Origin of the sequence: Lentzea sp. CA-135723 (genome assembly GCF_050936595.1) — a bacterium.
Lineage (GTDB): Bacteria > Actinomycetota > Actinomycetes > Mycobacteriales > Pseudonocardiaceae > Lentzea.
The window spans coordinates 800934-825311 of sequence record NZ_JBNJMK010000001.1 but is presented as its reverse complement, the minus strand read 5'-3'; the positions used below and the strand labels follow the sequence as shown (position 1 = coordinate 825311).

Below are 24378 nucleotides of genomic sequence, written 5' to 3'. Positions count from 1 at the left end.
CGACGCTCGTTCATGCGCTTGCTTCCCGGACGCTCTTGGGCCGCATGTCCGTCCAAACAAGCTCGATGTGGTCGAGGCAGTCCGCCCGCGGACGGGCAGGCCCGTCCGCCCGCCAGCCGTTCGGCAACTCGCGGTCCGCCGGCCACAGCGAGTACTGCTCCTCGTCGTTGACGACCACGAAGTACTCGGCGTTCTCATCGTCGAACACGGATGTTGTCCCCCATCTGGAAATCGCACTTGTCAGGCGAGGCGGTCGTCACACCGCGCCGCAGGAAGCCGACAGCAGGTCGAGTCCCTGCGTCAGCTCGTCCACCGTGGTGGTCAGCGGAGGCATGAGCTTCACGACCTCGCCGTTGCGGCCCGACGTCTCCACCAGGAGGCCGCGTTCGAACGCGGCGCCGCACACCGCACGGGCCTGCTCACCGGTCGGGAACACGAGCCCGTTGATGAGCCCGGTGCCCCTGACGCCCAGGTTCCTGTCGCAGGCCAGATCGGCCAGCCGTTCCCGGACCAGCTCTCCCTTGGTCAGGGTGTCCTTCTCCAGCACGTCGTCGGCCCAATACGTCTCGAGCGCCTTGGCCGCGGCGACGAACGCCAGGTTGTTGCCCCGGAACGTGCCGCTGTGCTCACCGGGCGACCAGACGTCCAGATCGGACCTGATCAACGTGAGCGCGAGCGGAAGTCCATAACCACCAATGGACTTGGAGAGGCAGACGATGTCCGGCACGACGCCGCCGACCGACTCGAAGCTGAAGAACGGGCCGGTGCGGCCGCAGCCGACCTGGACGTCGTCGACGATCAGCAGCACTCCGTGCTCGGCGCACAGGGCGGAAAGCCCGCGCAACCACTCGGCCTCGCCGACGACCACACCGCCCTCGCCCTGCACGGTCTCGACGATCACCGCAGCGGGCCGGCTCGCCGCAAACACCTCGGCAAGCCCGTCCAGCCGACCGTGCACGAGCGGCACCTGCCTGGCGAACGGGGCGCTGTGGGCCCGGCTGATCCCGTTGTCGCTGACCATGATCGCGCCGAGACTCATGCCGTGGAACGAGTTCTCGAACCCGAGCACGAGGTGTCGCCCGGTGATCTTCCTGGCGAGTTCCAGGGCCGACTCGACGGTGGCGGCGCCGGTCGGGCCCGTGAATTGGACGCGGTAGTCGAACCCACGCGGTTCGAGCACGTACCGGGTCAGCGCCTCCAGCAGCCTCCGCTTCGCCGTGGTGAGCATGTCCAGGGAGTGGACGACTCGGTCGGCTGAGACGTAGTCGAGCAGCTCCTCCTTGAACAGTGGATTGTTGTGCCCGTAATTGAGGCTTCCCGCACCGGCGAAGAAGTCCAGATATCGGTTACCGTTCTCGTCGACGATCCAGCTTCCCCTGGCCTGGTCAAAGACCACAGGCCAACTCCGGCAATAACTCCGGACCGCCGACTCGACGGCATCAAAAACTAAAGCCATCCGCTGCTGACCCCCCAGGTTGCGCGGCGCACTCGACAGCAACTTGCCCGTGACTGTCTACCCCATCTTCCTCATACTTCGACGAGGTTTGTCAAGGACGCACGGCCACCGCCATCGCCAGCAGTTGTCCTGCACTGTGCTCGTGGCGCCACCTTCCGCGACGCGGTAGCGGGCTGCCCGACCAGCCCGTTCAGCTCGGCCATCCCGACGGAGAGCTTTCCTGAAGAAGCTCTGGCCTGCGGCGATCTGATTCGTCAACGTCCTGCCCGGCAGAGCGGACGACTGGCGGTCCAGTGAGCTGCGTGGTGATCCTCCCGGCAGTTGCCGAACGCCAAACCGTTGCCACGACGCGGTATTCCGACCTCATGCCCGCCTCCAGCCCCTCGGAATGTCACACGATTGGCGCATTGAGGCCTAGTTGACCGTTCAAGTGTTCAACTGCGGATATCGGCGCGCCCGGCAGCACAATCGACCAATGCCCTACTGTGTGTACGTGGGGTTTCTCTCAGCAAATGGGCTGTCTTGCGTGCTGCCCGACGGGCGGCTGTTGTTCAGTGACGTGTCCTTCCGCGTCTCCGACGGGGAAGTCGTGGCGCTAGTGGGAGAGAACGGCGCCGGCAAAACGACGTTGCTGCGGATGATGTCCGGGAAATGGACCCCGGCCGAGGGCAGCGTGCAGGCCCAGGGCGGGCTGGTGGTGATGCCGCAGTTCATCGGGTCGGTGCGGGACGAGAGCACGGTGCGCGACCTGCTGCTGAGCGTGGCCCATCAGGACCTGCGGACGGCAGCGGAGAAGCTGGACACCACCGAGCTCGCGCTGATGGAGGTCGACGACGAGCCGACCCAGTTGCGGTATGCGCAGGCATTGGTGGACTGGGGCGAGGCCGGCGGCTACGAGACGGAGGTGCTGTGGGACACCGTGACGGTCGCCGCTCTCGGGGTCCCGTACGACCGAGCGAAATACCGCGGTGTCACCACGCTCTCCGGAGGAGAACAGAAGCGGCTGGTGCTGGAGGCCCTGCTACGAGGCAAAGAGCAGGTGCTGCTGCTGGACGAGCCGGACAACTACCTCGACGTGCCGGGAAAGCGCTGGCTGGAGCAACGGCTGGCGGAGACCGGCAAGGCGGTGCTGTTGATCAGCCACGACCGGGAGTTGCTGGCCGCTGCGGCGACACAGGTGGTCACCCTGGAGGCGCGCACCGCCTGGACGCACGGCGGTGGTTTCGGCACCTGGCACGAGGCCCGGCGGGCCCGCTGGGAACGTGTGGCGGAGCTGCACCGGCGTTGGGAGGAGGAGCACCAGCGACTCCGCGACCTGACGCACACCCTGCGGGTGCAGGCCGCCGTCAGTGAGGCGGTGGCCCAGAAGTACCGCGCGATGCAGACACGGCTGCGGAAGTTCGAGGAAGCCGGGCCACCACCGGAGATGCCGAACGAGCAGCGCCTCACGCCTCGCCTGAAAGGCGGGCGCACGGGCCTGCGCGCCATCACCTGTCAAGGCCTGGGGCTGACCGGCCTCATGCGCCCGTTCGACCTGGAGGCCTTCTACGGCGACCGGGTATGCGTGCTGGGCTCCAACGGTTCCGGCAAAAGCCACTTCCTGCGCCTGCTGGCCGATCCAGAGGCTACCGCGGTCGCACATACCGGCACGTGCAGGCTGGGCGCACGAGTGGTTCCCGGCCTGTTCGCACAGACGCACGAGCATCCCGAGTGGGTGGGGCGGACTCTGGTGGACGTGCTCTGGCAGGGCCACGATGCCCGGTCGGGCCTGGACAGGGGCCGGGCGATGAGCGCTCTCACCCGCTACGGCCTGGCCGCCGCGGGCGACCAACGGTACGAGGTGCTCTCCGGAGGCCAGCAAGCCCGGTTCCAGGTGCTGCTGCTCGAACTGTCCGGGGCGACGCTGTTGCTGCTCGACGAGCCGACGGACAACCTGGACCTGGCCTCGGCCGAGGCCCTGCAGGACGCGCTGGAGGAGTTCAACGGCACGGTGGTGGCGGTGACGCACGACCGCTGGTTCGCCCGGTCCTTCGATCGGTACCTGCTGTTCCGTTCGGACGGCTCGGTCTTGGAGGTGGACGAGCCGGTGTGGGACGAGGCGCGGGTGACCAGGAACAGGTAGCGGGCGGTAGTTCACGTGGACCGCGCCACGACACGGCACGCGGTGGTGGCGGCGGCCATGGAGGTGGACCGCTTGGGGGGCCTAGAGGTTAGCCGCACTTGCCAGCCAACCGACTACATCACCAGCGGCATCTACCTGGGTCCCCCCTCGGAGGACGAGGCCGAGTCGTGGCTTCTGAGCGTGTCGAGGTCGAGTTGGTGTGGCAGCAACGCGGTGCGAGCACGCCAGCTCGTGCTGTAGCCGCGTTGAACGCCGATTCAAGCCCTCCGCGAAACTGCCGTCGGTTTCGTCGTCGGGACGTGGCGGCGGAGCAGGTACAGGGTGAGCACCGAATCACTCGCCGGCCGGCCTGCAGTGAGAGGGTCCTGACCTCGCCCGTGTCCGCTAACCGCCACTGATGCTCGCCATCGCTCCCTGCAACCCTCGTCACGGTGGCGAGCCACGCGGCGGGCACCGATGCGACGGACCGGCCCCAGACGATCGCGGAATCCAGGTGCCGACTTCCCGCACGTAGTGACCGCCGCCACGACGTGTCGGAGTTCCCGAGTCGGAGAGGGCGGGATCCGAAGCCGCTTGAGCACCCGGATACGTCGGCAACCCCAGCCCGTGTTCTCCCACGCCATACGCGCGACCAACCACGGCGCCACCGCGACACAGCGCCCGGAGACGCCAACCGGTACTCCCGTAGATAGCGAGGTAGTCGCCGTACCGACGCGGCGAGCACCGCACGATCAGCTCACTACAACCAACGCGTTGATTGCCACGACGCAGCACCGCGACTTCGTACCGCAACACCAGCAACTCGACGTACTCGGCCATCGAGAACTGGCCGAGCAAAACCAGCCAGCCACCCCAGCCAGACAAAGAAGAGGTACAACAGTCGCAGCGCCACACCCCACGATAATGCCTGTAGGGCAACAGAACCTGACCGCTGCAGCTCGGCATGTGCGTGTGAAGTTCTGGCACCCACGGGGTTCCGTGGTGTTGTTGCATCGTCGGGGCATGTATTCGTTGTCGTAATGCATGGTGTTGGGCGGCCGATGAGCGGCGTGCCGGCGCGGACCGATATCACCTTTTGTGATGCCGGAGTTGCTCCTGCTCGATTTTCGGACCGAACCCGCCTTGGTGGCGAGTGGAGGGTGTTGTGGACGACAACGTGGCGCAGCCGTTGACAGATCTCGCCGAGGCGGGTGCGGAGGCGCTTGTCTCGGTGATGGCGACCAATGCGTGGGAATCCGCCGGAGCGCGTATCGCGGCTGTCATCGGGATGGAGCGGCGGATGAACGCCGACGACGAACGGCTCGGCAACCTGCCCGAGAACGAGCGCGCGGAGGAACGGGCCGCACTGACGAGCGTGTGGCGCGTCCGCCTGGCCGACCTTCTCGAGGACCACCCCGAACTCGCCGACCAACTGCGCGACGCCCTCACCCACGACCAACCCGCCAAGCCAACGGCCGCTCAACAGAAACTGGAGGCGACCACAACCAACGGTTCGACCGTGATCCAAGGCGGCAGGGATGTCTTCAACGACATCAGCGGAAAGCGTGACGTGTTCATCAACTCGCCTGGAAACACCCGCGGTACGGTCGGCCGCGCTGCAGCAGCAGGGCTTGGCGCAGGCGTCGCGGGAGCAAGCGTCGGCGTTGCCACAGGACACTTCGCCGGAGGTTCCGGTGGTGCTGCCGCCGCGGGCGGGATGGTTGCGTCGACCAAAGTCGTGGTGGTGACCGCGTTGGTCGCCGGCACCACAGCGGTCGGCGGCGGGTACGCGGCATACCAGCATTACACGTGCGGCTCGATATTCGGCGACCGCCCAGCTGTCGAGCTTCTCAACACGGCCGCACGCCGAATCGGTGACGCAAGCTTCAAGTTCAACTTCCGAGCCGACGGAATCCAGACGACGATGTCGGGAGAAGTAGACAATCACAACAAGATCTCCAGCACCAATGGCTCCATCGCAAACGCGAGGTTCGACACGAAGCAAATAGGGGATATCTCCTACTACCGAGTCTCCGGCGGGCAGTGGCAGAGCGAGAAGGGAACACCCAAGGAGCCCGGGATCGCGCAGGGCGACCCCATCAAGACGGCCAGCTACCTGTCTTCAGCAGAAAGCGCGACGCAGTCCAATTGCTCGTTCACGGGCACCATGGATTCGCAGGTTTTCCTTCCGGGCTCATCAGAGCGACCACTGCCGTTTGCCGCATCGATCAGCCCCAATAATGATCTGACTTACCTGAAGATCACGGTCCCATTTCAGGAGAGGATGCTCGACATGGAGTGGCGGCTTTATGATCATGGCACCAAGGTCACCGTGACACCCCCGACCGAGGGGTAGCACCGCAAAACTGACTTGAGGCTGATTTCTCCGCGTTATGGTTGCGGGTTTCTGGTTCGCCAAGCGTGCGCGAAAAGCAATGCGAGTCCGACTACCCGGATTGCTGCTGCGGCAGTCATGGCAGCAGCACCGAGTGTGTACACGCGGAAGGGGCTGGTCAGTTGCTCATACGAGCTTAGAGCAGCCAAAACGAGGATCGCTGCCGTCGGCAGCGCTACGAGCCAGGCCAGCCGGCGAACCCAGGCGGCTGCACCAAAGTTGGCGGCCACCGCCAGCGCCACGGCGATCGCGGTGTCCACGCCGACCAGCCACCCGATCTCGGTGCCGAAAACGGTTTCGGTTCTCAGGCCCCGATAAGTGCTCATGACGGCGTCGAAGGGGGCCACCATGCTGACGATTTCCAGCAGGACGGCCAGTGTCAGCAAGAACGGAATCACTGACGGCAAGCGCCCACTGCTCGTGCCGTTGTCGCCAAAGCGGATTTCCCATGCTTGACGCAGTCGCACCAGGCTTGCAAGCGTCATTACGGCTGATCCCGCAATCGCCGCGTAGACCGTTCCCTCCTGCAGTCCCGACGGGATCAACTCGCGCACAAAGATGTCTCCCGAGTTGTCGCCGAGATACTGGACAGAGAGGAAGAGCGCGACAAAGGCCGCCGCTGCGGCAAACCCGTCCAGCCAAGGTGAACGCACGCCTGTCGGCCTGGTCATGAGCGACCACAACCCAGCTACCAAAGACGCTATCGCCGCAACCGCCACGAGCACATTTCCCTGGTGCGCTTCTGCTGATTCAAACATGTACCACGGCAGAAATGCGACAACGGCAGTTGTGATAGCTGCTGGGATGAACGTGATCTGTAAGACGATGTTGGCACGAGAGGGATGGGTTGCCGTCGGCTTGGCGGGTTGGTCGTGGGTGAGGGCGGCGCGCAGTTGGTCGGCGAGTTCGGGGTGGTCCTCGAGAAGGTCGGCCAGGCGGACGCGCCACACGCTCGTCAGTGCGGCCCGTTCCTCCGCGCGCTCGTTCTCGGGCAGGTTGCCGAGCCGTTCGTCGTCGGCGTTCATCCGCCGCTCCATCCCGATGACAGCCGCGATACGCGCTCCGGCGGATTCCCACGCATTGGTCGCCATCACCGAGACAAGCGCCTCCGCACCCGCCTCGGCGAGATCTGTCAACGGCTGCGCCACGTTGTCGTCCACAACACCCTCCACTCGCCACCAAGGCGGGTTCGGTCCGAAAATCGAGCAGGAGCAACTCCGGCATCACAAAAGGTGATATCGGTCCGCGCCGGCACGCCGCTCATCGGCCGCCCAACACCATGCGTTACGACAACGAATACATGCCCCGACGATGCAACAACACCACGATAAAGTGGGCTTTAGCCAGGCCCGGTTAATTCGTCGACGCTACAGCGCCTTGGGCACGCGGCCGCTGATGTCCGCATCTCGTGCGAACCAACAGCGACAACTGCACAACGGACGTTTCGCCGCTTGGGTGCCCTACGAGGTCGCTCACGCGGGACTTCCAGCCGACCGCGGGGTTCGCCTACGACGACGGCTGCCGGGTCCAGCACGGGACCAGGGATCGAGAACCTGGCGCTGTCCGGTCGGCTCAACGTGCACTGGATCTACGTCCGGTGCCGTAGCTCCCACGGGTCTTGCGAGCGGTCATCAGGTTGCGAACGGGTGTGGTGTAGCGCCTGATGTGGCCGACGTCGGCAGCCCGTCAGCGCAGGTGTCCCGCACCTCGGGCGAGCGCAGATGAGCCCCGCGTTGTGGAAACCCCACCCCCCAACGAGATGTCGGGCTCGTCCTCCACACCTTCGAAGGCTTGTCCAAGCCCACCCGAGGCGATGCCACCAGGTCACCAACATCCGCGATGTCTCACTCAGCACCGCACGCTCGAGGTCGCTTCCTCTCCTGTGGCAACAACTGGCTTACGACCACACCCGGCATCACTCTGGGCGACCGGTTTCTCGTCCTGCAAGCCCTTGAGGACTTCTAGCTGTCCACGACCGCGGAGGGTGGCATCAACCAGACCAACGTCCAGCTGATCGACTACAACCTCAAGAACGAGGCTTCCGTCAGCCGGACCAGCAGACAGGGTGAGTCACCACCAATAGCGCTTCGCGGCGACCTCCTTGATCTTCGTGGCCAGCTCCCAGCAGTCAGAGCACTTGACCTGGTCACGTTCCAAAGGGGCTCCGATCGCCATCAGAAACTGCTTCACCCGGATCTGCGTCTCCTCGAAGGCGTACCAGTCGAGGAACTCGTGCAGGGCATGCAGGAGCACAAGTCGTGCGCACAGCAGCGGATCTGGCCGCTGAGGAGCCTCGATGTCGTGCTCGCCCAGCTTCTTCAGCGGGAACTCGCGAACGCGGATGACCTCGTGACCGCACGACCTCATCCACTCGGTCTTCGCAAGGTCCCTCTCCTTGCGTTCTTCGTGCCAATACGCTCCGTCGTACTCGATGACGAGCACCAGGTTGTCGTTCTGGTCGAGCGAGCCGGTCGGTACCACTCGGAACGCCATGTCGGCCCGGCATCGGCCGACCCGGTAGTCGAGATCACCTCCACCGAACGGCACTTTCAGCAACGTGAACAGGTCCTGCTCCAACTTGGACGTGCCTGGTTCAGCCGCAGCCGCGCATCGACCGGGCGGGCAGTGGCTGCTGTAGCGGCCGACGGCGGATCCCCCTCGAAAGCCAGTCATGATCACACGCTACGAGCAGGCACCGACAATTTCGGGACGCCCGGCAACCTCGATGGCCGCGTTCGACCCCGGTGGGTTCCGCGTCAGGTGCCCGCGTCGTCGTGTTCGAGCAAGACGTGGTGTTCCAGAGAGCCGTTGGTACAGCTCGAATTCCCTGTCGTGATGGAGGTCGGGCCCGTAACGGATCGTGGCCGGGCGGCGACTGCCAGGTGGATCAGTCGCGCGACGAGGGTGGCTGCACATGACGCCGACCAACTGGCTGTGGACGCTTCCGCTGGTGCTCGTCGCCGTCGGGTTCGCCGGTTTCCAGTTGCGTCTGCAGGCCGCTCGGACACGGCAGAACCCCGTCGCCCTGCTGGTCGTCGGGCTGGTGTTGTGGACGCTGATCGGCTGGGTCGCGCACCGGTTCCTGGCGTGGGTCGCCGGACTGGGCTGGGCCGGGGTGCTGGCACTGGTCGTGGTCGGAGTGCTGCTGGGTGGTGTCGGCCTGGCGCAGGCCGGTGCGGGTGCGGCCCTGGTCTACGTGTTCTGGCAGCCGGACGAGATGTTGTTGCTGTGGTGGGTCGTTCCGGTCGTCGCGGGCGCCGTCGCCCAGGCGGTGGCGATGGTCCTCCGCCGGCGTTCTGGACGGCTGGACCTCGGCCGCGCCATCAGCCGGGCCATCACCTACGGCGACGTGATCCAGCCGCCTGTCTTGGTGGATCGGGTTTTGCGCGTGCTGCACCTCGTCGTCGGCGCGGTACCCGTGCTGTTGGCGGTGGTGCTGCCGTTCCCCGGCGGCACCACCGCCGACTGGTGGGCACGGCTCGGGGTGGCTGGGCTGATCGCGGTGGGCGTGTGGTGGTTCGACTGGGAGCTGCGAGGAGTCACGCGCTACCTGCGGCGGGCTGCGCGTGGCGGCCTCTTGGCGGTGGTGCTCGCGCTCGGGCTGGCGGCCACGCCGTTCGGCGCTCTGGTCGTCGATCTGCTGCGGTCGGTACCGCCTCTGGTCGCCGGTCTGGTGCTGATCGGGCTGGATCTGCTGGTGGAGTTCGCGGCGGCGCTGGTGGACCGCACCCGGCACGTCGGTTCGATCACCGCCCGCCGCGCCCGGATGCTGCTGGTCGTGGCGGTTCGGGAGATCGGCGTGCACCGCGGTGTGCTGGTGTTCGCCGCCGTCGGGCTGTTCCACCCGGCGAGCGACCTGATCCTCGCCGCCGCGATGCTCGTGGTCTACGAGCTCGTCACCGGTGCCACCGGCTACCTGAGCAGCCGGCGGGTGGTCAGGGCGTGGTCCGAGGCCGAGCAGCTCGTCGGCTACCAGCCGGGTTATCGGCGGCACGTCCTCGGTTGCTGGTTGTACGACTCGTTCCTCGCGCGGCCGCGGCGTCCCGACTACGGGCCCGTGGTCCGGCTCGCCTGGATGGCGATCCGGTCGATCCACCGGCCGCCCGCGGACGGAGCGACCGTCGCGCTGCGGTGGCTCGACATCGCCGAGGAGGCGGTCGAGCTCGTCGAGTCCGAGGTGGTGCCGCGATTCCCGGTGCGGTACGCCGCACGGTTGCAGCGGGATCAGCACCGGGCGCGGTGGCTGTGCAGCTCCGCCAGGGCGAGGCTCTACCAGTCGCTGAACTGGCGTGACGACGCGCTGGCGGCGTGGCGGGCGGCCGCGGAACACGCCAGGTCCGCGCAGGCGCCGATCCTCGCGGCCCTCGCCCAGGCCTCCGCCGCGGCGGTGCTCACGGACTGGCTCGCCCGGCCGCGCGAGGCTCTCCTGGAACTGGCGGAGCAGGTGGAGGACGAGGATCTCGCGGCACCGGCGAGACGTTTCGCCCTGATCGTCGCCACGTCCGCGCACCTGGCCCTGGACGACGTGGACACGGCGCGCGAACTGCTGGACGAGGTTCGCCGGACGGTGCTCGACCGAGACGGGTGGAAGGCGGCCAGGGCCGAGGAATCCGGTTCCACCGTGCGGGGTTTCGCAGGCGGCGGACGAAGGCTGCACGTCCAGGAGCTCCGCTGGATGGAGTCGACGCTGGCAGCGCGCATCGAGGGCGGTGATCTCACCGACGTTCCGGCCGGCCGGCGCATTCCGGCCATGTCACTCGCGCTGCGGGCGTTGGCCGCCGACGACCGCGGTGATCGGGAGCGAGCAACGAGGCTGTTGCTCGAAGCGGTGGAGGTCGGCACCCGTGACGGGCATCTGACCTGGGTCCACAACGCGTACCTGCGGCTGGCCTGGATCACCGAGGACGTCGTGGAGGCCTACGGCTACGCGTGCGCGGCGATCGACGCCCTGGAGGAGATGCGCGGCCGGGTGCTCGACGCCGACCTGCGCATCGGGGCTGGAGCGGTCTTCCCCGGCAACGCCTACGAGACCGCCGCGGAACTGCTTCTGGTGCAAGGCGAACTGGACGCACCGGACTGGCCGCGCGACCCGTTCGGAAGGGCCTTCGAGCTCGTGGAACGAGCGCGATCCCGCGTGTTCCTCGAGCAGCTGGGCGAGTCGGCGGCGTCCGTTCTGGGGGAAGACGAGGAGGAAGCGGTCGAGCAGCTCCAGCTCGCGATCCGGGAGCAGGCCGAGGCCTCCCCCGCCGAACGTCCCGCGCTGCTCGAACGCGTGCGTGCGGCGCGGGCCCGGCTGGAACGGGTGTGGCACGAGCTGGCCGAGTCCGGAGTGGACGGTGCGACCCACGTCCGGCTGCGGCGGGGCGAACCGATGTCGATCGGGGAGGTCCGCGGCCACCTGGAGGACGGCACCGTGCTCGCCGAGTACTTCGTCACCGAGGACCGGACCACCCTCTTCGTGCTGCGTGCGGACCAGACCGAGCCCGAGGTCGTCGAGATCGAGCTGTCCCGCGACGACCTCCGCGCAGCGGTCGCCGCGTCACGTGCCGACCCGGTCCACCTCGACCTGCGGGCATTTCGCCCGCTGGTGGAACCGTTGCTCGAACGCCGCGCCGAAGGTGAGCGGCTCTGCCTCGTGCCGCACGACGCACTGCACCTCGTGCCGCTGCACGCGGTCGAGGTCGACGGCGCCCCGCTGGTCGATCACAACGCGGTGTCGTACCTGCCCGCGGCCGGGTTGTTGCGGTACACCAGCGCCACCGGCTCCCGGGCGACCGGCGGAACGATCATGGCCGACTCCCGCGCGGACCGGCCGCTGGCGCACGCACGGGTGCAGGCGGCCGAGGTCGCGAGGCTGGCCGAGCCACCGGTCGCGCTGCTGGTCGGTGCCGAGGTCACCGTGGACGCCGTGCGGTCCGTGACGTCCCGCGTGTGGCACGTGGCGTGTCACGGCGAGTTCGACCAGGGTGATCCGCAACGCTCCGGCGTCCTGCTGGCGGACGGGCGGTGCACGGTGGCCGACCTGACGTCGTTGCGGCTGGACTGCGACCTGGTGACGTTGAGCGCCTGCGAGACCGGGCTCGCCGAACAGGCACCCGGCGACGAACTGCTCGGCCTCACCCGTGCGCTGATCTACGCGGGGGCCCGCGCGGTGCTGGTGAGCCTGTGGCCGGTCGACGAGATCTCCACCAGCATCCTCATGCACGCCTTCTACGAGGCGCTGGCGGCGGGCGCGGCCAAGCCGGCGGCGCTGAGCGAGGCCCAGCGGCTGCTGCGCACGACGACCGCTTCCGACGCGATCACGTACTGCCAGAACGCCGCGCGGCACCTCGACACCCCGTTCGTCGTCGAACGCGACATCGCCGACCTGAGGTTCATCGCCCGTGACTTCACCGCGGCCGCGGCGGCCTACACCGACCTCGCGGACCGAGCACCGGCCGACAGCCCGGCTCGCCGTGATCTGGTCGGCGCGGTGGCACGATCCCGCCGCGCCGGGCGGACCGCGGTGACACCCGACTACGAAGTCCGCCCCTACGCCGAGCCCTACCACTGGGCACCTTTCGTCCTGGTCGGTGATTGGAGATGACCGTGGAACCCGACACGTCCTTCGCCGTGCTGCGCGTACCCGTCCCCCCGGCGGAGGCGCTCGGCCTGCTCGGCGACCGGACCTACGCGGTGCTCGTCGACGAGGCCGGGCACGTCCTCGCCCTGGGCACCGCCGCCGACCTGGCCGGGGGACGATCCCTGCCTCCCGGTGTGGAGATCCCGGCCGGGATCTCGCTCGACGACGTGGTCGGCGGCGAAGCGATGACGCTGCTCGATCTCAACCCGCACGGCGCGGTGGTCGTGCGGGACCGCGACGTGCTCGGCGTGATCTCCGCCGCGATGATCGACGAGGCGGCGTCCTCCGGGCAGGTCGCCAGCCGCACGATGGGCGAGGGCACGGACTCCGGGCTGCCCGGCGACATCCGCGTGCCGACCGCCCGTGTCACCTGCGCGTGGCCTTCGTGCGGCCACGTCAACGCGTTGACCTTCTACGATCCGGATCGGCCGGACGACTGCGCCAACCCGGATCTGCCGGCCCACGCCATCACGCTGAGCGGAGGCTGACGCGTGCTCGGTTCGCTCCTCAAGGAATCGGCGGGGATCGTCGGACGCCGGTTCTTCCTCGACGCGCTCGTGCCGAGCTTCACGGTCGGCGCACTCGCTGTCGTCGTCGTGGGCGGCCATCGTGCGCACGGGATCAGCAAGATGGTCACGACGTGGACCGCGCAGAGCGTCGAGCTGAAAACCCTGCAGGTGGTCCTGTTCTTCGCCGTGGTCGCGTTCCTGGCGATCCTGCTGAGCAGCACGTCGACAGCGCTGGTGAGGTTCTTCGAGGGCTACTGGCGACGCCCGTTCTCCACGTTCGGGAAGCACCTGCACCGGTTGCGGCTGCAGCGTCTCGACGACGGCCAGCGGCTGTACCTGCGCTACCCGCCCAAGTCCCGGCCGGAGGAGGTCATGCCGACGCGGCTGGGCAACATCTTCAAGAGCGCGGAGCTGTATCCGGCGCTGCGGTACGGAATGGACGGTGTGCTGTTCTGGCCACGGCTGTACGCGGTGCTGCCGGACCGGGTCGCGACCGGGCTCGGCGAGACGCGGAGCATGCTCGAACGCCTGCTCGCGCTGAGCTGGCTCAGCGCCCTGTCGGCCGCCGGCACGGGCGCGTACCTCCTCGTGGTGCGCGGACCCGCGCTGCTCTACCTCGGTTGTCTGCTGGGCGGCGCGCTGATCGCGCACCTCTGCTACCTCGCTGCCCTGCAGGCCGCGGAGAGCTACGCGGAACAGGTTCGCGCGGCCTTCGACGTGTACCGCCGGGACCTCGCCGTGAAGCTGCGCGGCGAGACGGCGGAGCTCGACCGTCCGCAGTGGAAGGAGATCGGGCAGTTCTGGTTCCACGGCATCCCCGAGGGAACGCGGCTCATGCCCGACGAGTCCTCGCCGCCCGCCGAGAAGAGCAAGGGAAGACTGTGGGTGCCCACGTTGACCACGTGGTGGGCGTTGCTGGTCCTCGTGGCCGCGGTCGCCGGTCTCCTCTGGTTGCGGTGACTCACCTCCAGTCGCCGATCAGCACGAACGGCGCCCAATGGTAGGGATCGGCGTACGGGCGCAGGTCGTAGTCGGCCTCACCCCCGACCCGCCGGGCACGCCGGGTGCGGGCGATCGCCGCGACGAGGCCGCGGTGCCGCGGGTCGTCCGGTGGCGCCTGGTCGGCGAGCGCGGCGTACTCGGCCTCGGCGGTGGTGAAGTCACGGGCTTGGAACCGCAGATCGGCGATGTCGCGGGCGAAGGTGAAGGGGTCGTCCACGGGCCGCACCGCCTGCCGGCAGTACGTGATCGCGTCGGTGATCGTCATGGTGCGGACCCGGTGCTGGGCCTCGGTCAGCGCCGTCACCTTGTTCACGCCACGGGCCAGCGCCCGGTAGAACGCGCTCATCAGGATGCTCGTGGACACCTCGTCCACGTTCCACAGGCTCACCAGCACGGCACGGGCACCGGCGTAGATCAACGCCCTGGCCAGGCCGATGAGCTCGTCGCCAGGTACCCGTTCGGCGAGCCCGGTCTCACACGCGCTGAACGTCACCAGCTCGCAGTCCAGCCGCATGCTCATCAGGTCGGCGACCGCACATCGCCGGTCCGCCAACAGGATCCCGGACCGCTGCGGATCGTCCGGGTCGAACTCGCCGTGGCAGGCGACGTGCCACACGCGAGCCGGCCGGACCGCGGCGACCACGGCCTCCTCACCGAGCAGCAGCTCGACCGGCGGCTCCAGCAGTGCGGCGATCTCCGCCGGCCTGCACCCTGGCGTGGGCGAGTGGACGGTCCGCGCGGGAGTCCGCCATCACCACGGCGCCGGCGGTGCCGGGACCGCTGTCGTTGGTGTACCGCAGCAGGCCCGCGGCGGGCAGGTACGACGCCGGGTTGCGGTCAGCGAACGGGCGGCCGTCGACCTCGATGGCGTGCAACGGCACGAGATGCAGCGCGTCGTGGGGCACCACGCACAGCCGCTCCCCTTCCGCACACGCTTCCAGCACCGGATCCAGCAAGGGACGCAACGCCTGCGGGTTGATCCGGTCGACCGCCACAGCGGCACGGACGGCGTCCCTGCCCATCTCGACCGCGCCGATCCACGGCTCGTCCTGCTCGGCGCGCAGAACGAACACGACGGTCCAGGCTTCGGTGACGAAGAACTCGACGAGCACGACGCCGTCACCCAGGTGTGACCGCACCTCTTCGACCGACGCCGGGGTTCCCCTGCGCAGCCGGGCGTACCGCTCGCCGTCCGGTCCTGACTCGGCCAGTTCGCGCCACACCTCGTCCACCCGGTTGCGCGCCTGCCGCACGCGCTCCAGGGCAGCCGGCCGCTCGCTCTCGGACGCCCCGGCCTGCGCGCGCAGAGCGAGCTGGAACTCCGCGGCGGCCTCGGTCTCCCGCACGGCGACCTCCGAGGCCGCGGCGGCCGAACCCAGCAGTTCGAGGAACACCCTCGACCGGGCCCGCTCCACCAGTTCGAACGCCTCGGCGTACGGCCGGTCCGGCCAGTCGGGCACACCCTCCAGCGGCCCACCCGTGAGCAGGCTCATCGCCGCGATCTCGTAGGCGTTGTAGTTGACGCTCGGGGCGGCGCCGACGCGCAGGTCGGGGTCGATGACCCGGCCGCGCATCTCCTCCAGGACGTCGACGGCGGCACGCGCGTGGCGGTAGCTCTCCGGCATCTCGTCGCTGAGCACGGCGAGCTGCAGATTGCAGTTGTACGCCCAGGTCAGCAGGCCGTCCCTGGTGGCGACCTCGACGGCGGCGAGCGCCAGCCGCCGGGCACGGGGGATGTCGCCGCGCAGCTGCGCGGCCATCGCCCGGTTGTGGAGCACCATCGCCGCCGACCCCGTGTCCGTCAGCGCCACCTCGAAGTCGCCGCCTTCCAGCACGGCCGCCGCCATCGCCTCGAACTGCCTCAGGTCGGCGAGGACGGCCTGCTTCCCGGTCGTGGCGAAGGAGACCGAGGATCCCTTCTCCTCGGCGAAGAACAACCGCCAGGCACGCCGGTTCACCACGACGGCTCGCGCCTGCGCCACCACGCTCCGCGCCGTGTCCCGGTCGCCCAGGTCCGCGTGGGCGAGGGCGGCCACGAGCAGACCCGATCGACGGACCGGCGCGGCGAGCGTGGTGTCGGACAACGGGTCCGCCAGCTCCCGCAACGCGTCGCGGGGACGCGCCAGCAGTGCCCGGAGCAGGGAGGCCGCCTCGATCCGCGAGACCGCCGCGGCGTTCGGCGCGTCCGCCTCCTGGGCGTGCGCGGCCGCCGCACGGTGCGCCGCGAGGGCGTCGTCGCGCCAGTTCAGGTTGGTGTACACGGACGCGCGGGCGACCTGGCACATCCACTTCGCGCGGAGGTGTTCGCGGCGCATCGGTTGCCGTGCGAGGAGGCCGGGCAGTCTCGACTTGACGAGCTCGAGTGCTTCGTCGGCGATGTCGAGCCACTGCAACGCACGCGTGCCGGTGAGAGCGTCCGAGCCGGCGAACAGCGGCGGGCCGGTGATCGTCCTGCCCTGGACCGACCTGACCGCCTGAACGGCCAGGGACGCCACCACCCGGTAGTTCGGCGACTCGGGTCGTTCCGTGATCGAGTCGTGCAGCCAGCGCAGGAGGAGCTCGTGCCGCTCCCCGCCCCAGTACCTGATCATCTGCCCGGCGTCCCACGCCGACATGGTCGCCAGGTCTCTGCGCAGGATCACGGTCAGACCGAGCACGAGCTCGGCGCCGACGAACATCGCCACGCCGACCAGCAGGTCGGGTGCCGGGTGGAACAGGCACACCGCGGCGTACACGAGCAAACCCCGCCGCAGCAGCCCTTCGCGGATGGTCGCGCCCGCGAACTGGAGCAGGCGCGACGCCTGGGCGCCGGTGTCGCGCAGGCGCCGAGTCCGGGTGATCGCGCCCCAGGTCACCACGTCCAGTCCGATGAGGACGAGCCCGCCCACCAGGCCCGCCGGTCCCGGCAGCAGCCGCCACGACCAGACCAGAGCGGCACCGAGAGGCGTCACCGCGACCCCGATCGCGACCAGCTGCGTCACCACGAGGCCGATCCGCGCGCCACGCCGCATGTCCCGCGTGATGCCCCACAGCATGAAGTCGAACCGCCACACGGTGACCGCGATCAGGAGACCGGTCGCGACCCGCAGCCACCACTGCCCGGCCGCGGCACCCGGAAACGGCAGCACCACCGCGAGCACCGCGGGGACGAGCCCGACCGCGAGGTGGACCACCCGCCAGGCGTGGTCGCCGATCCTGAGTGGACGGAGACCCGCGTGGTGGCCGAGCGCGCGGTTGAGGTCTCGCATCGAGTCGCCGCGGCCGGCCCGGAGCAGTGACCGCCACGTCCTGTCGCGGAGGAGCCGCACCGCCGTGGCGGCCACCATCGGCGCCACCCACGCCAGCAGGACGGGTTCGTCGGTCACGAAGAGCCCGTACGCGACCGCGGCGCCCGTGCCGACCAGGGTCCACCGCTCGAACGAGCCCACCAGCACGGCGATCGGCGCCAGCAGCCACCACCCGCCCCACCCGACCACCCAGTCGAGCGGCCATCGCATCAGCAGAGCGACCGCGGTCCACCACGCCAGGGCGGGCACCACCATGCCGAAGACGAACAGCACGGACAACCGGTCGCGATGGACGAGCATGGTGATCCACCACCGCCAGGCGGCGCAGCCGAGCGCCACGGCCACCACCAGAACGCTCACTTCCCGTCCCCGACCAGGACGAACGCGGCCCAGTGGTAGGGCTGCTCGTACGGGTGCACGTCGTAGTTGGTGGTGGCGCCGGCACGCTGAGCCCGTCGAGCACGCGAGACCGCCGCGGTGAGGTCGCGATGTCCCGCCGTGCCCGGTTCGGCACGGGCCGCCAGCTCGGCGTACCCGGCCGCGGCCGCCGCGAAGTCGAATGCCTGGAACCTGAGGTCGGCGATGTCGCGGTCGAGCACGGAGGTGTCCTCGACGTGCCGCTTCGCGTTGTGGCAGTAGGCGATCGCGGCGGAGGCGGTCATCGTGCGCAGCACGCGTTGCGCCTCACCCAGTGCCGTGGCCTTGTCCGCGCCGTCCGCCAGCCCCCGGTAGAACTCGTGCATGAGGATGCTCGTCGAGATCTCGTCGACGGGCCACAGGCTGACGAGGACCGCACGGGCGCCGGCGTGGATCAGTGCGCGGGTGAGTCCGATCAGCTCGTCTCCCGGCGCACGTTCGGCGACTCCGGTCTCGCAGGCGCTGAAGGTGACCAGGTCGCAGTCGAGCCGCAGTGCCATCAGGTCGGCGACGGTGCACCGCCCCTCCGCGAGCAGGATCCCGGAGCGTCGGGGGTCGCCCTGGTCGAACTCCCCGTGGCAGGCGACGTGCCACGTCCCGGCGGCGACCGACCGGACGGCGTCGAGGGTGACCTCCTCCCCCGTCAGCACCCGCACGGGCGGCGCTGCGAGCCGGGCGATCTCGCTGACCTGCACGCGGGCGTGGACCAGCGGGCCGTCGGCGCGGGAGTCGGCCATCAGCACCGTGCCGGGCACGGCCGGTCCGGTGCCGGCGGTGTAGCGCAGCAGACCGGCGGCGGGCACGTACGAGACCGGGTTGCGTTCGGCCAGCGGGCGTCCGTCGACCACCACCGCGTGCAGTGGTACGAGATGCAACGCGTCGTGCGGCACCAGGCACAACCGTTGCCCCTCCGCGCATCGGGTCAGCAGCGGCGCCACCAGCGGGTGGAACGCCTCCGTGCCGGCCCGTCGTGGATCCGTGCGCACCGCCGCCGCGGCCGTACGGATGTCCGCACGGGACATGTCGATCACCACGACCTCGGGCTCGTCGCAGTCGGCCCGCACCACGAAGAGAACCGTGTAGTCCTCGGACACGAAGTACTCGGCGAGCACGACGTCGTCGCGCAGGTGCTCACGGATCTCGTCGACCGAGGCGGGTACGCCACGACGCAGCCGCGCGTACCGCTCACCCGCCGGGCCGGACGCCGCGAGCTCGCCCCACACCTCGTCGAGTCGTGCCCGTGCCGTCCGCACCGCTTCCAGCACCGCGGGTCGTTCGACCTCCGACGCCCCGGCCTGCGCGTGCACCGCGGTCCTGAAGTCCTGCGCCGCCTCGTCCTCCGCCCGTGCGAGAGAGGCCAGCTCCGGCGGCACCGCCTGCGCGGCCGACTCGCCGAGCAGCTCCAGGAACACCCGCGACCGGGCCCGCTCGGCCAGGTCGAACGCCTCCGCGTTCGGGCGGTCCGGCCAGCCCTCCTCGTCCGACCGGCCGCCCGCGACGAGGGTCATCAGGGCGAGCTCGTAGACGTTGTGGGCCGCGACGGCACCGGCGCCGATGCGGAGGTCGGCGTCGAGCACCCGGCCCCTCATCTCCTCGACCGCGTCGATGGCCGCGCGGAGGTGGCGGTAGGACTCCTCAAGTCCGTCCGCCAGGCCCGCCAGCTGGATCTCGGCGTTGTGCACCCAGGTCAGGTGGCCGTCCCTGGCCGCGAGGCGCACCGACGCCTCCAGCAGCTCCCGGGCCCGCGCCAGGTCGCCCTTCCGTTCCACCGCCAGCGCGCGGCTGACCAGGATCATCGCGGGCGGCTGCAGGTCGGACGGCTCGCCGGTGACCTCGCCGCCGTCGAGGGCGGCCGTGATCATCATGTCCATGTACTCCAGCTCGCGGGAGAACCGGCCACGCGCGCCACCAAGTCCAGGAATGGTGGAACCGCGTTCCTCCGCGGTGGCCGCCCGCCAGTCCGATCGCTTCATCGGCAACGCCCGCGCCTGCGCCAGAAGCGTCCGGGCGGCGTCCTGCTCGTCCATCGCCACCTGCGAGACAGCGGCGGCCATCAGCAGCACCCGGCGTACTGGTGACGCAATCCTCTTGTCCTTCAAGGAGGACTCGATCTCCTGCAGTGCGTCGTGCGGCCGGGCCAGACGAGTCGCCAGCAGCATCGCGGCTGAACCGCGTGCCGCACCCGCGATGTTCGGCGCACCTGCCGCCTCCGCGTGGGCCGCCGCCGCCCGCCACGCGGTCAGCGCGTGATCGCGCCAGTTCAGGTACTGGTAGAGGGTCGCGCGCGCCACCTGGCAGTCCCACCGGGCTCGGTGCTGTTCCCTGCGCAGGTGCGCGCTGTGCCGTGGGGGAAACCGGGGAACGACCTCCGACTCGACCAGGTCGACCGCCTCCTCGGCGATCTCGATCCAGCGCAGCGCACCGGTTCCGGTGCGCGCCTCCGCCGACGACGAGAAGAGCGCCCCGAGCGGTGTCCTGCGCCCGTGACTCGACCGGAACGCGAGCCAGGTCAGGTTGACGACCAACCTGTAGTCCGGACGGCGAGGCCGCGCGAGGAACGAGTCGTACAGCCACCAGCCGAGCACCTGCCGGCGGCCATCGTCGTCGTAACCAATCAGCTGGGCCGCGTCGGTCATCAGCAACACGCGCATCTCGGCGCTGGTGGATCCCGCCAGGCACAGCACCAGTTCCAGCCCCACGAGCAGCACCACGCCGGCGAACACGTCTGCGGCAGGGTGGAACAGGCCGACGGCCGCGAACACCAGCAAACCCCGGCGCAGCACCAGGTCCCGCAGCAGGCCTGCCAGCGCGGGCACCTTGCGCGGCGCCATGTCACCGGTGTCCTGCACCCGCGTCGCCCGCGCCATCAGCCGCCACACAACGACGTTCACCACGACGAGCAGCGCACCTCCCACCAGGCCGTCGGCCCCCGGCAGCGCCCGCCACCCGGCCACGACCAAGCCGCCCACCGGCGTGGCGGCGACTCCCAGCGTCACTCCGAGGGTCAGCACCGAACCGATTCGCGAGCCACGCCCGAGGTACCGCGTCAGACTCCCCTGCAGGCGGTCGAACCACCACACCTGCACGGCGATCGCCAGGCCGGCGGCCACCCGCAGCCACCACTCCCCGGTGCTCGCGCCGGGGAACGGCAGCAGCACCGCGAGCAACGCCGGCACCAGCCCCGCCGCCACGTGCAGCACCCGCCACACCACGTCGAGGACCTCCGGCGGCCGCACGACCCCGCCGTAACTGATCAACCGGTCCAGCGCACCCTCGACCGACCGCGGCCCTTCCGGCCACGGCACCGTGCGGAACAGCACCCTGAGCAGAGCGGCACCGATGATCGGCGTGGCCCACCACAACAACAACGTCTCGTCGTGCTGCCACAACGAGTATGTGATCGCCGCGCCCGCCCCGATTTCCGGCATGCCGACCGCGCCCAGCACCACCCCGACGACCACGAGAAGAACCTGGCCGCCCCACCCCCACCCCGCCACCCAGCCGAGCGGCCACCACAACACCCAGGCGAGCAGCGTCCACAGCACGAGGCTGCCGATCATGGCGCCGACCATGAACCGAGGCGAGTTGGCGCTGCGCCTCCCCGCGAACTGGGCGGCGAGATCACGCAGCCGGAGGAAGACGACCCCGAACCCGGCCACGACGAGGGCGATCTCCGGCCAAGCGACCTCAGTCATGAGGAGCCACTCCTCTCGCGCACCGATCTACTCGGCTGTCGACACCGAAACGCACTTCGTTACGTGCCGAACGACAGGAGTGCAGACGTCTGTGGCGAGTGCCGGGCCAGGACCTGGTCGTACTGACGCCGCGCGGTCAGCGTGACGAGGAATTCTTGGTAGCCAGGCGCAGGACGACCTGCGGCTCGGCTCGGTTGCGCGCCGGCCAACCGCGTGCCGGATATGACTGCCGCCGTGCTCGCCGAGGCGTTCGCGATGGACTACCGCGAACGCCTCGGCACGGCCGGCGAACCACTACCGAACGGGCTGCTCGCCCAGGGAGGTCAGTCCTCGGTCGCGAGCAGGTCCTGCAGTTCGGTGATGGCTTCACCCAGGTAGGCCGCGAACTTGTGCATCTCGTCGGCCACCGGGCGGGGCGTGCTCAGGTACAGGTTGAAGCGGTCCGGCAGCAGCACGTACGCGACGCCGATGCACTTGGCGCTGGTCGAGCCGAAGCCGAAGTACTGGATGTGCTCCGACGGCGCCGAGCTGGTGCTCAGGTAGTCGTCTCGCATGATCGTCCAGCCTGGCGTGTCGTACAGCGGCAGCGGTTCTGTGCCGCCTCGCCGCTTGTGGATCAGCTGGAGTTCCCACAGGTGCTGCTCGGGGGCCGAGCCTACTTGGCACTCCTTTGCGCGGCGGACGTGTGCGTCCGCCGCTGCTCGGAACGCCGTGCGGCGGTCTGAGCGCGAGGACGACGGGTCCTCCACTGTGGACACGAACTTGACTGCTTCTGGGGTTACCACGCGCATGGCCTCGGTGCGGCCGTTTTGGAACTGGCGGGTGCCGATCGACTCGTAAGTGGCGCCCTGCAGGCCCTTTGACCGCTGGTGTGCCAGCTGGTACGCCATTTGCACGAAGGCGTCTGGCGAGATCTTGAGCTCTTTCGCGCGCTGCTTGCCGAAGTCCTCGAACGACAGGGTGACGGTCGCCGTGTCCGCGCCGTACTGGGCGAACGACGCCGCGGCCGCCTCCGTGTCCTCGCGCAGTTCGTCGCTCAACACGAACTCCACTGGTTCGACGCTCGGCACGCCCTGCGACGCGGCGCCGGACGCTCGGAGGTGTTCGTCGGTCGGCACGCTCAGCATCGCGTCGGTGAACGCGAGGATGGTGGTGCCGTCCAGTTCGCAGTGTTCGACGTTGATGCCCGCGCGGCCGTCCGCGAAGACGATGAACGTGACGGCCTTGTCGAACCAGCGGTTCGTGCTGTCGCCGTGCAGCAGTTGGTCGCACGCGGCCAGGGTGTCGGCGGGGGCGAAGTCCTCTAGCGCCACGCAGAACAACGCGGTCTCGATCGTCTCCAGGGCCCGGGCGTTGTCCACCAGCAGCGCCTCGCGGCTGTGCGCCCACGCTGCCCGGGCCTTGGTGGTCAGCGGGCCGGCCGAGTGCTCCGCCCGGTCCGCCTTCATGATCGCCTGCAGGCCGCCGGTCAGGTCGCCGAGGTCGTGCGGTACGCCGTCCGGGCCGAACACGTCCATCTTGAAGGCGTTGCCGCGGAAGAAGACCACTACGTGCCGTGCGTCCGACGGGAACGTCGTGCGGGCGGTGTCCTGCTGCTCGTGCGGGATGCGGGTGGCGGAGAACAGGAACTTGTTCTGCACCATGGACTGCGGTTCGCCGCGCAGCACGACCGGCGGGATCGCCTCGGCGTCGAGCTTCACCTTGTAGGCGACGGCGGCGGAGATCAGCGCCGCAGCCCGCTGCTCCTGGGTTTCGTCCACGTCGCGGAAGAGGAAGAAGAAGTTGGCGTTCAACGCGATCCGGTCGCGGCGGCCGAGGTAGCGGGTCGGCCAGAAGAGGTCGAGCCAGCTGCGGACGCCCTCGGTGCCGTCGAACTCCTCCAGCGCGGCGTGCAGCGAGCGGGCCGTGCTGTCCGGTGCGAGGAACTGCTCGACGGCGGCCTCGGTGGTCGCCAGTTCGGCGTCGGTCAGCAGCGGGGCGCACCACTCGAGGAACCGCGCGCAGGTCTCCTCCAGCGTCGGCAGGGGGACCCTCGGCAGCTGGTCCTCGTAGCTGAACGTCTTGCCGTCGCTCACAATCACCTCAGGTGCGCTCGATGGGTCGTTTGGACAGGTAGAGCTGAGCGTAGAACCAGCCGCCGTCCTCCAGGCCGGTCGGGTCCACGCCCACGCCGGACAGCGTGTCGAGCACCCGCGACTGCTCCTCCGCCGAGATGAACCGCCGCTGCCGGAACACCCCGTCGTGCCGCACGGTCTCGTAGCCGAGCTGAGCGAGACTCGCCTCGATCTCGTCGAACGGGAACATCCGCAGCACGAAGTGCGCCATCCAGGCAGCCCCGCTCGCCTCGACCACGCGGGACAACGTGGGCGCGCCGACGTACCCGAGGCTGCCGGTCGAGATCACCAGGTCGACGCCTGCGAGCGTGCGCGCCTGCTCCGGGGTGGGCTCGTCGCGTTCGAGATCGGCGAGCACGCCGTCGTCGAGGAACCCCGCCGCGGTCGCGTAGGTCAGCGCCTGCGAGGAGATGTCCAGGCCGACGAACCGCGCCGGAATCGCCTTTCCCCGCTCGCGCACCAGTTCCTGGTCGGCTTCCAGCACCTCGGCGGACGACCGCGCGTCCATCGCGTAGCGGTCGTACAGGTCGTCCATCGTCAGGTCGCAACGCAGCAGCGCCGCGTTGATGCCGTACGAGCTGCCGACGTCGAGCACCGTCGGCGTGTCGATCCCCGTCGTGGCCCGGTACTCCTCGACCAGCGCCGTGAAGTGCGGCTTGGCCAGCTGCGGGATCTGGTACTCGAGCCCCCGCAACGACGAGAAGTAGGAACGCGGGTCTGGCTGCGTGTAGATGTGGTCGAGCTCGACTTTGCCGGTCGCGTCGAATCGCACGTGTCTCC

General features: G+C 69.3%; 14 protein-coding genes. 5 read left to right on the top strand and 9 right to left on the bottom strand.

All coding sequences use genetic code 11. The features are described from left to right. Window positions 1-10: 10 nt before the first annotated feature. Window positions 11-208: an MbtH family protein gene (locus tag ACQEU1_RS03415; protein ID WP_433196102.1), complete on the bottom strand. Its 198-nt coding sequence runs from the start codon at window positions 206-208 to the stop codon at window positions 11-13. A 48-nt stretch (window positions 209-256) separates the two neighbouring features. After that, a complete protein-coding gene (locus ACQEU1_RS03410; protein WP_433196100.1) occupies window positions 257-1456 on the bottom strand; it encodes a diaminobutyrate--2-oxoglutarate transaminase in 1200 nt (399 codons plus the stop codon). A 475-nt stretch (window positions 1457-1931) separates the two neighbouring features. On the opposite strand from ACQEU1_RS03410, the gene ACQEU1_RS03405 reads away from it, so the two are divergent. Both ACQEU1_RS03405 and ACQEU1_RS03400 read left to right on the top strand, forming a co-directional pair. Then, the gene (locus tag ACQEU1_RS03405) at window positions 1932-3578 is read left to right on the top strand and encodes an ABC-F family ATP-binding cassette domain-containing protein (RefSeq protein WP_433196098.1); all 1647 of its coding nucleotides are present in this window, start codon (window positions 1932-1934) and stop codon (window positions 3576-3578) included. A gap of 1144 nt (window positions 3579-4722) precedes the next feature. Next, window positions 4723-5913 (top strand): hypothetical protein, encoded by a 1191-nt coding sequence (locus ACQEU1_RS03400; protein ID WP_433196096.1) that lies wholly within the window; start codon window positions 4723-4725, stop codon window positions 5911-5913. 35 nt (window positions 5914-5948) lie between these two features. On the opposite strand, the gene ACQEU1_RS03395 is transcribed toward ACQEU1_RS03400, so the two are convergent. Together ACQEU1_RS03395 and ACQEU1_RS03390 are read right to left on the bottom strand one after the other, a co-directional pair. Next, entirely contained in the window at window positions 5949-7112 is a 1164-nt protein-coding gene (locus ACQEU1_RS03395) for a hypothetical protein (RefSeq protein WP_433196094.1), read from the bottom strand. 910 nt (window positions 7113-8022) lie between these two features. Further along, window positions 8023-8625 (bottom strand): DUF559 domain-containing protein, encoded by a 603-nt coding sequence (locus ACQEU1_RS03390; RefSeq protein WP_433196092.1) that lies wholly within the window; start codon window positions 8623-8625, stop codon window positions 8023-8025. A gap of 241 nt (window positions 8626-8866) precedes the next feature. Here ACQEU1_RS03390 and ACQEU1_RS03385 point away from each other — a divergent pair, with 241 nt between their 5' ends. Genes ACQEU1_RS03385 through ACQEU1_RS03375 form a run of 3 tightly spaced genes read left to right on the top strand, consistent with a single transcriptional unit; the run spans window position 8867 to window position 14043 of the window. Next, window positions 8867-12538 (top strand): CHAT domain-containing protein, encoded by a 3672-nt coding sequence (locus ACQEU1_RS03385; RefSeq protein ID WP_433196090.1) that lies wholly within the window; start codon window positions 8867-8869, stop codon window positions 12536-12538. Beyond that, a complete protein-coding gene (locus ACQEU1_RS03380) occupies window positions 12535-13062 on the top strand; it encodes a hypothetical protein (RefSeq protein WP_433196088.1) in 528 nt (175 codons plus the stop codon). Before ACQEU1_RS03385 ends, ACQEU1_RS03380 begins: the two co-directional genes overlap by 4 nt. A 3-nt stretch (window positions 13063-13065) precedes the next feature. After that, complete coding sequence (locus tag ACQEU1_RS03375; RefSeq protein ID WP_433196086.1) at window positions 13066-14043, top strand: hypothetical protein; 978 nt, start codon at window positions 13066-13068, stop codon at window positions 14041-14043. 1 nt (window position 14044) lies between these two features. Here the strand turns inward: ACQEU1_RS03375 and ACQEU1_RS03370 are convergent, their stop codons facing one another. From ACQEU1_RS03370 to ACQEU1_RS03350, 5 genes are all read right to left on the bottom strand, one after another. Then, window positions 14045-14728: a CHAT domain-containing protein gene (locus tag ACQEU1_RS03370; RefSeq protein WP_433196084.1), complete on the bottom strand. Its 684-nt coding sequence runs from the start codon at window positions 14726-14728 to the stop codon at window positions 14045-14047. 7 nt (window positions 14729-14735) lie between these two features. Next, a complete protein-coding gene (locus tag ACQEU1_RS03365; RefSeq protein WP_433196082.1) occupies window positions 14736-17732 on the bottom strand; it encodes a hypothetical protein in 2997 nt (998 codons plus the stop codon). Continuing rightward, window positions 17729-21484, bottom strand: coding sequence for a CHAT domain-containing protein (locus tag ACQEU1_RS03360; RefSeq protein WP_433196080.1), 3756 nt, complete (start codon window positions 21482-21484; stop codon window positions 17729-17731). Before ACQEU1_RS03360 ends, ACQEU1_RS03365 begins: the two co-directional genes overlap by 4 nt. Before the next feature lie 323 nt (window positions 21485-21807). Then, window positions 21808-23565 carry a choline/carnitine O-acyltransferase gene (locus ACQEU1_RS03355; RefSeq protein ID WP_433196078.1) on the bottom strand — a complete coding sequence of 586 codons (1758 nt, stop codon included), beginning with the start codon at window positions 23563-23565 and terminating at the stop codon, window positions 21808-21810. Window position 23566: 1 nt separating this feature from the next. Continuing rightward, window positions 23567-24370 carry a class I SAM-dependent methyltransferase gene (locus tag ACQEU1_RS03350; RefSeq protein ID WP_433196076.1) on the bottom strand — a complete coding sequence of 268 codons (804 nt, stop codon included), beginning with the start codon at window positions 24368-24370 and terminating at the stop codon, window positions 23567-23569. Window positions 24371-24378: the final 8 nt, after the last annotated feature.

Excerpts from the sequence above, each read along its gene's own strand:
- ACQEU1_RS03410 (WP_433196100.1), bottom strand. The coding sequence starts at position 1,456 with ATGGCTTTAGTTTTTGATGCCGTCGAGTCGGCGGTCCGGAGTTATTGC.
- ACQEU1_RS03405 (WP_433196098.1), top strand. The coding sequence starts at position 1,932 with ATGCCCTACTGTGTGTACGTGGGGTTTCTCTCAGCAAATGGGCTGTCT.
- ACQEU1_RS03390 (WP_433196092.1), bottom strand. The coding sequence starts at position 8,625 with ATGACTGGCTTTCGAGGGGGATCCGCCGTCGGCCGCTACAGCAGCCAC.
- ACQEU1_RS03385 (WP_433196090.1), top strand. The coding sequence starts at position 8,867 with ATGACGCCGACCAACTGGCTGTGGACGCTTCCGCTGGTGCTCGTCGCC.
- ACQEU1_RS03380 (WP_433196088.1), top strand. The coding sequence starts at position 12,535 with ATGACCGTGGAACCCGACACGTCCTTCGCCGTGCTGCGCGTACCCGTC.
- ACQEU1_RS03360 (WP_433196080.1), bottom strand. The coding sequence starts at position 21,484 with ATGACTGAGGTCGCTTGGCCGGAGATCGCCCTCGTCGTGGCCGGGTTC.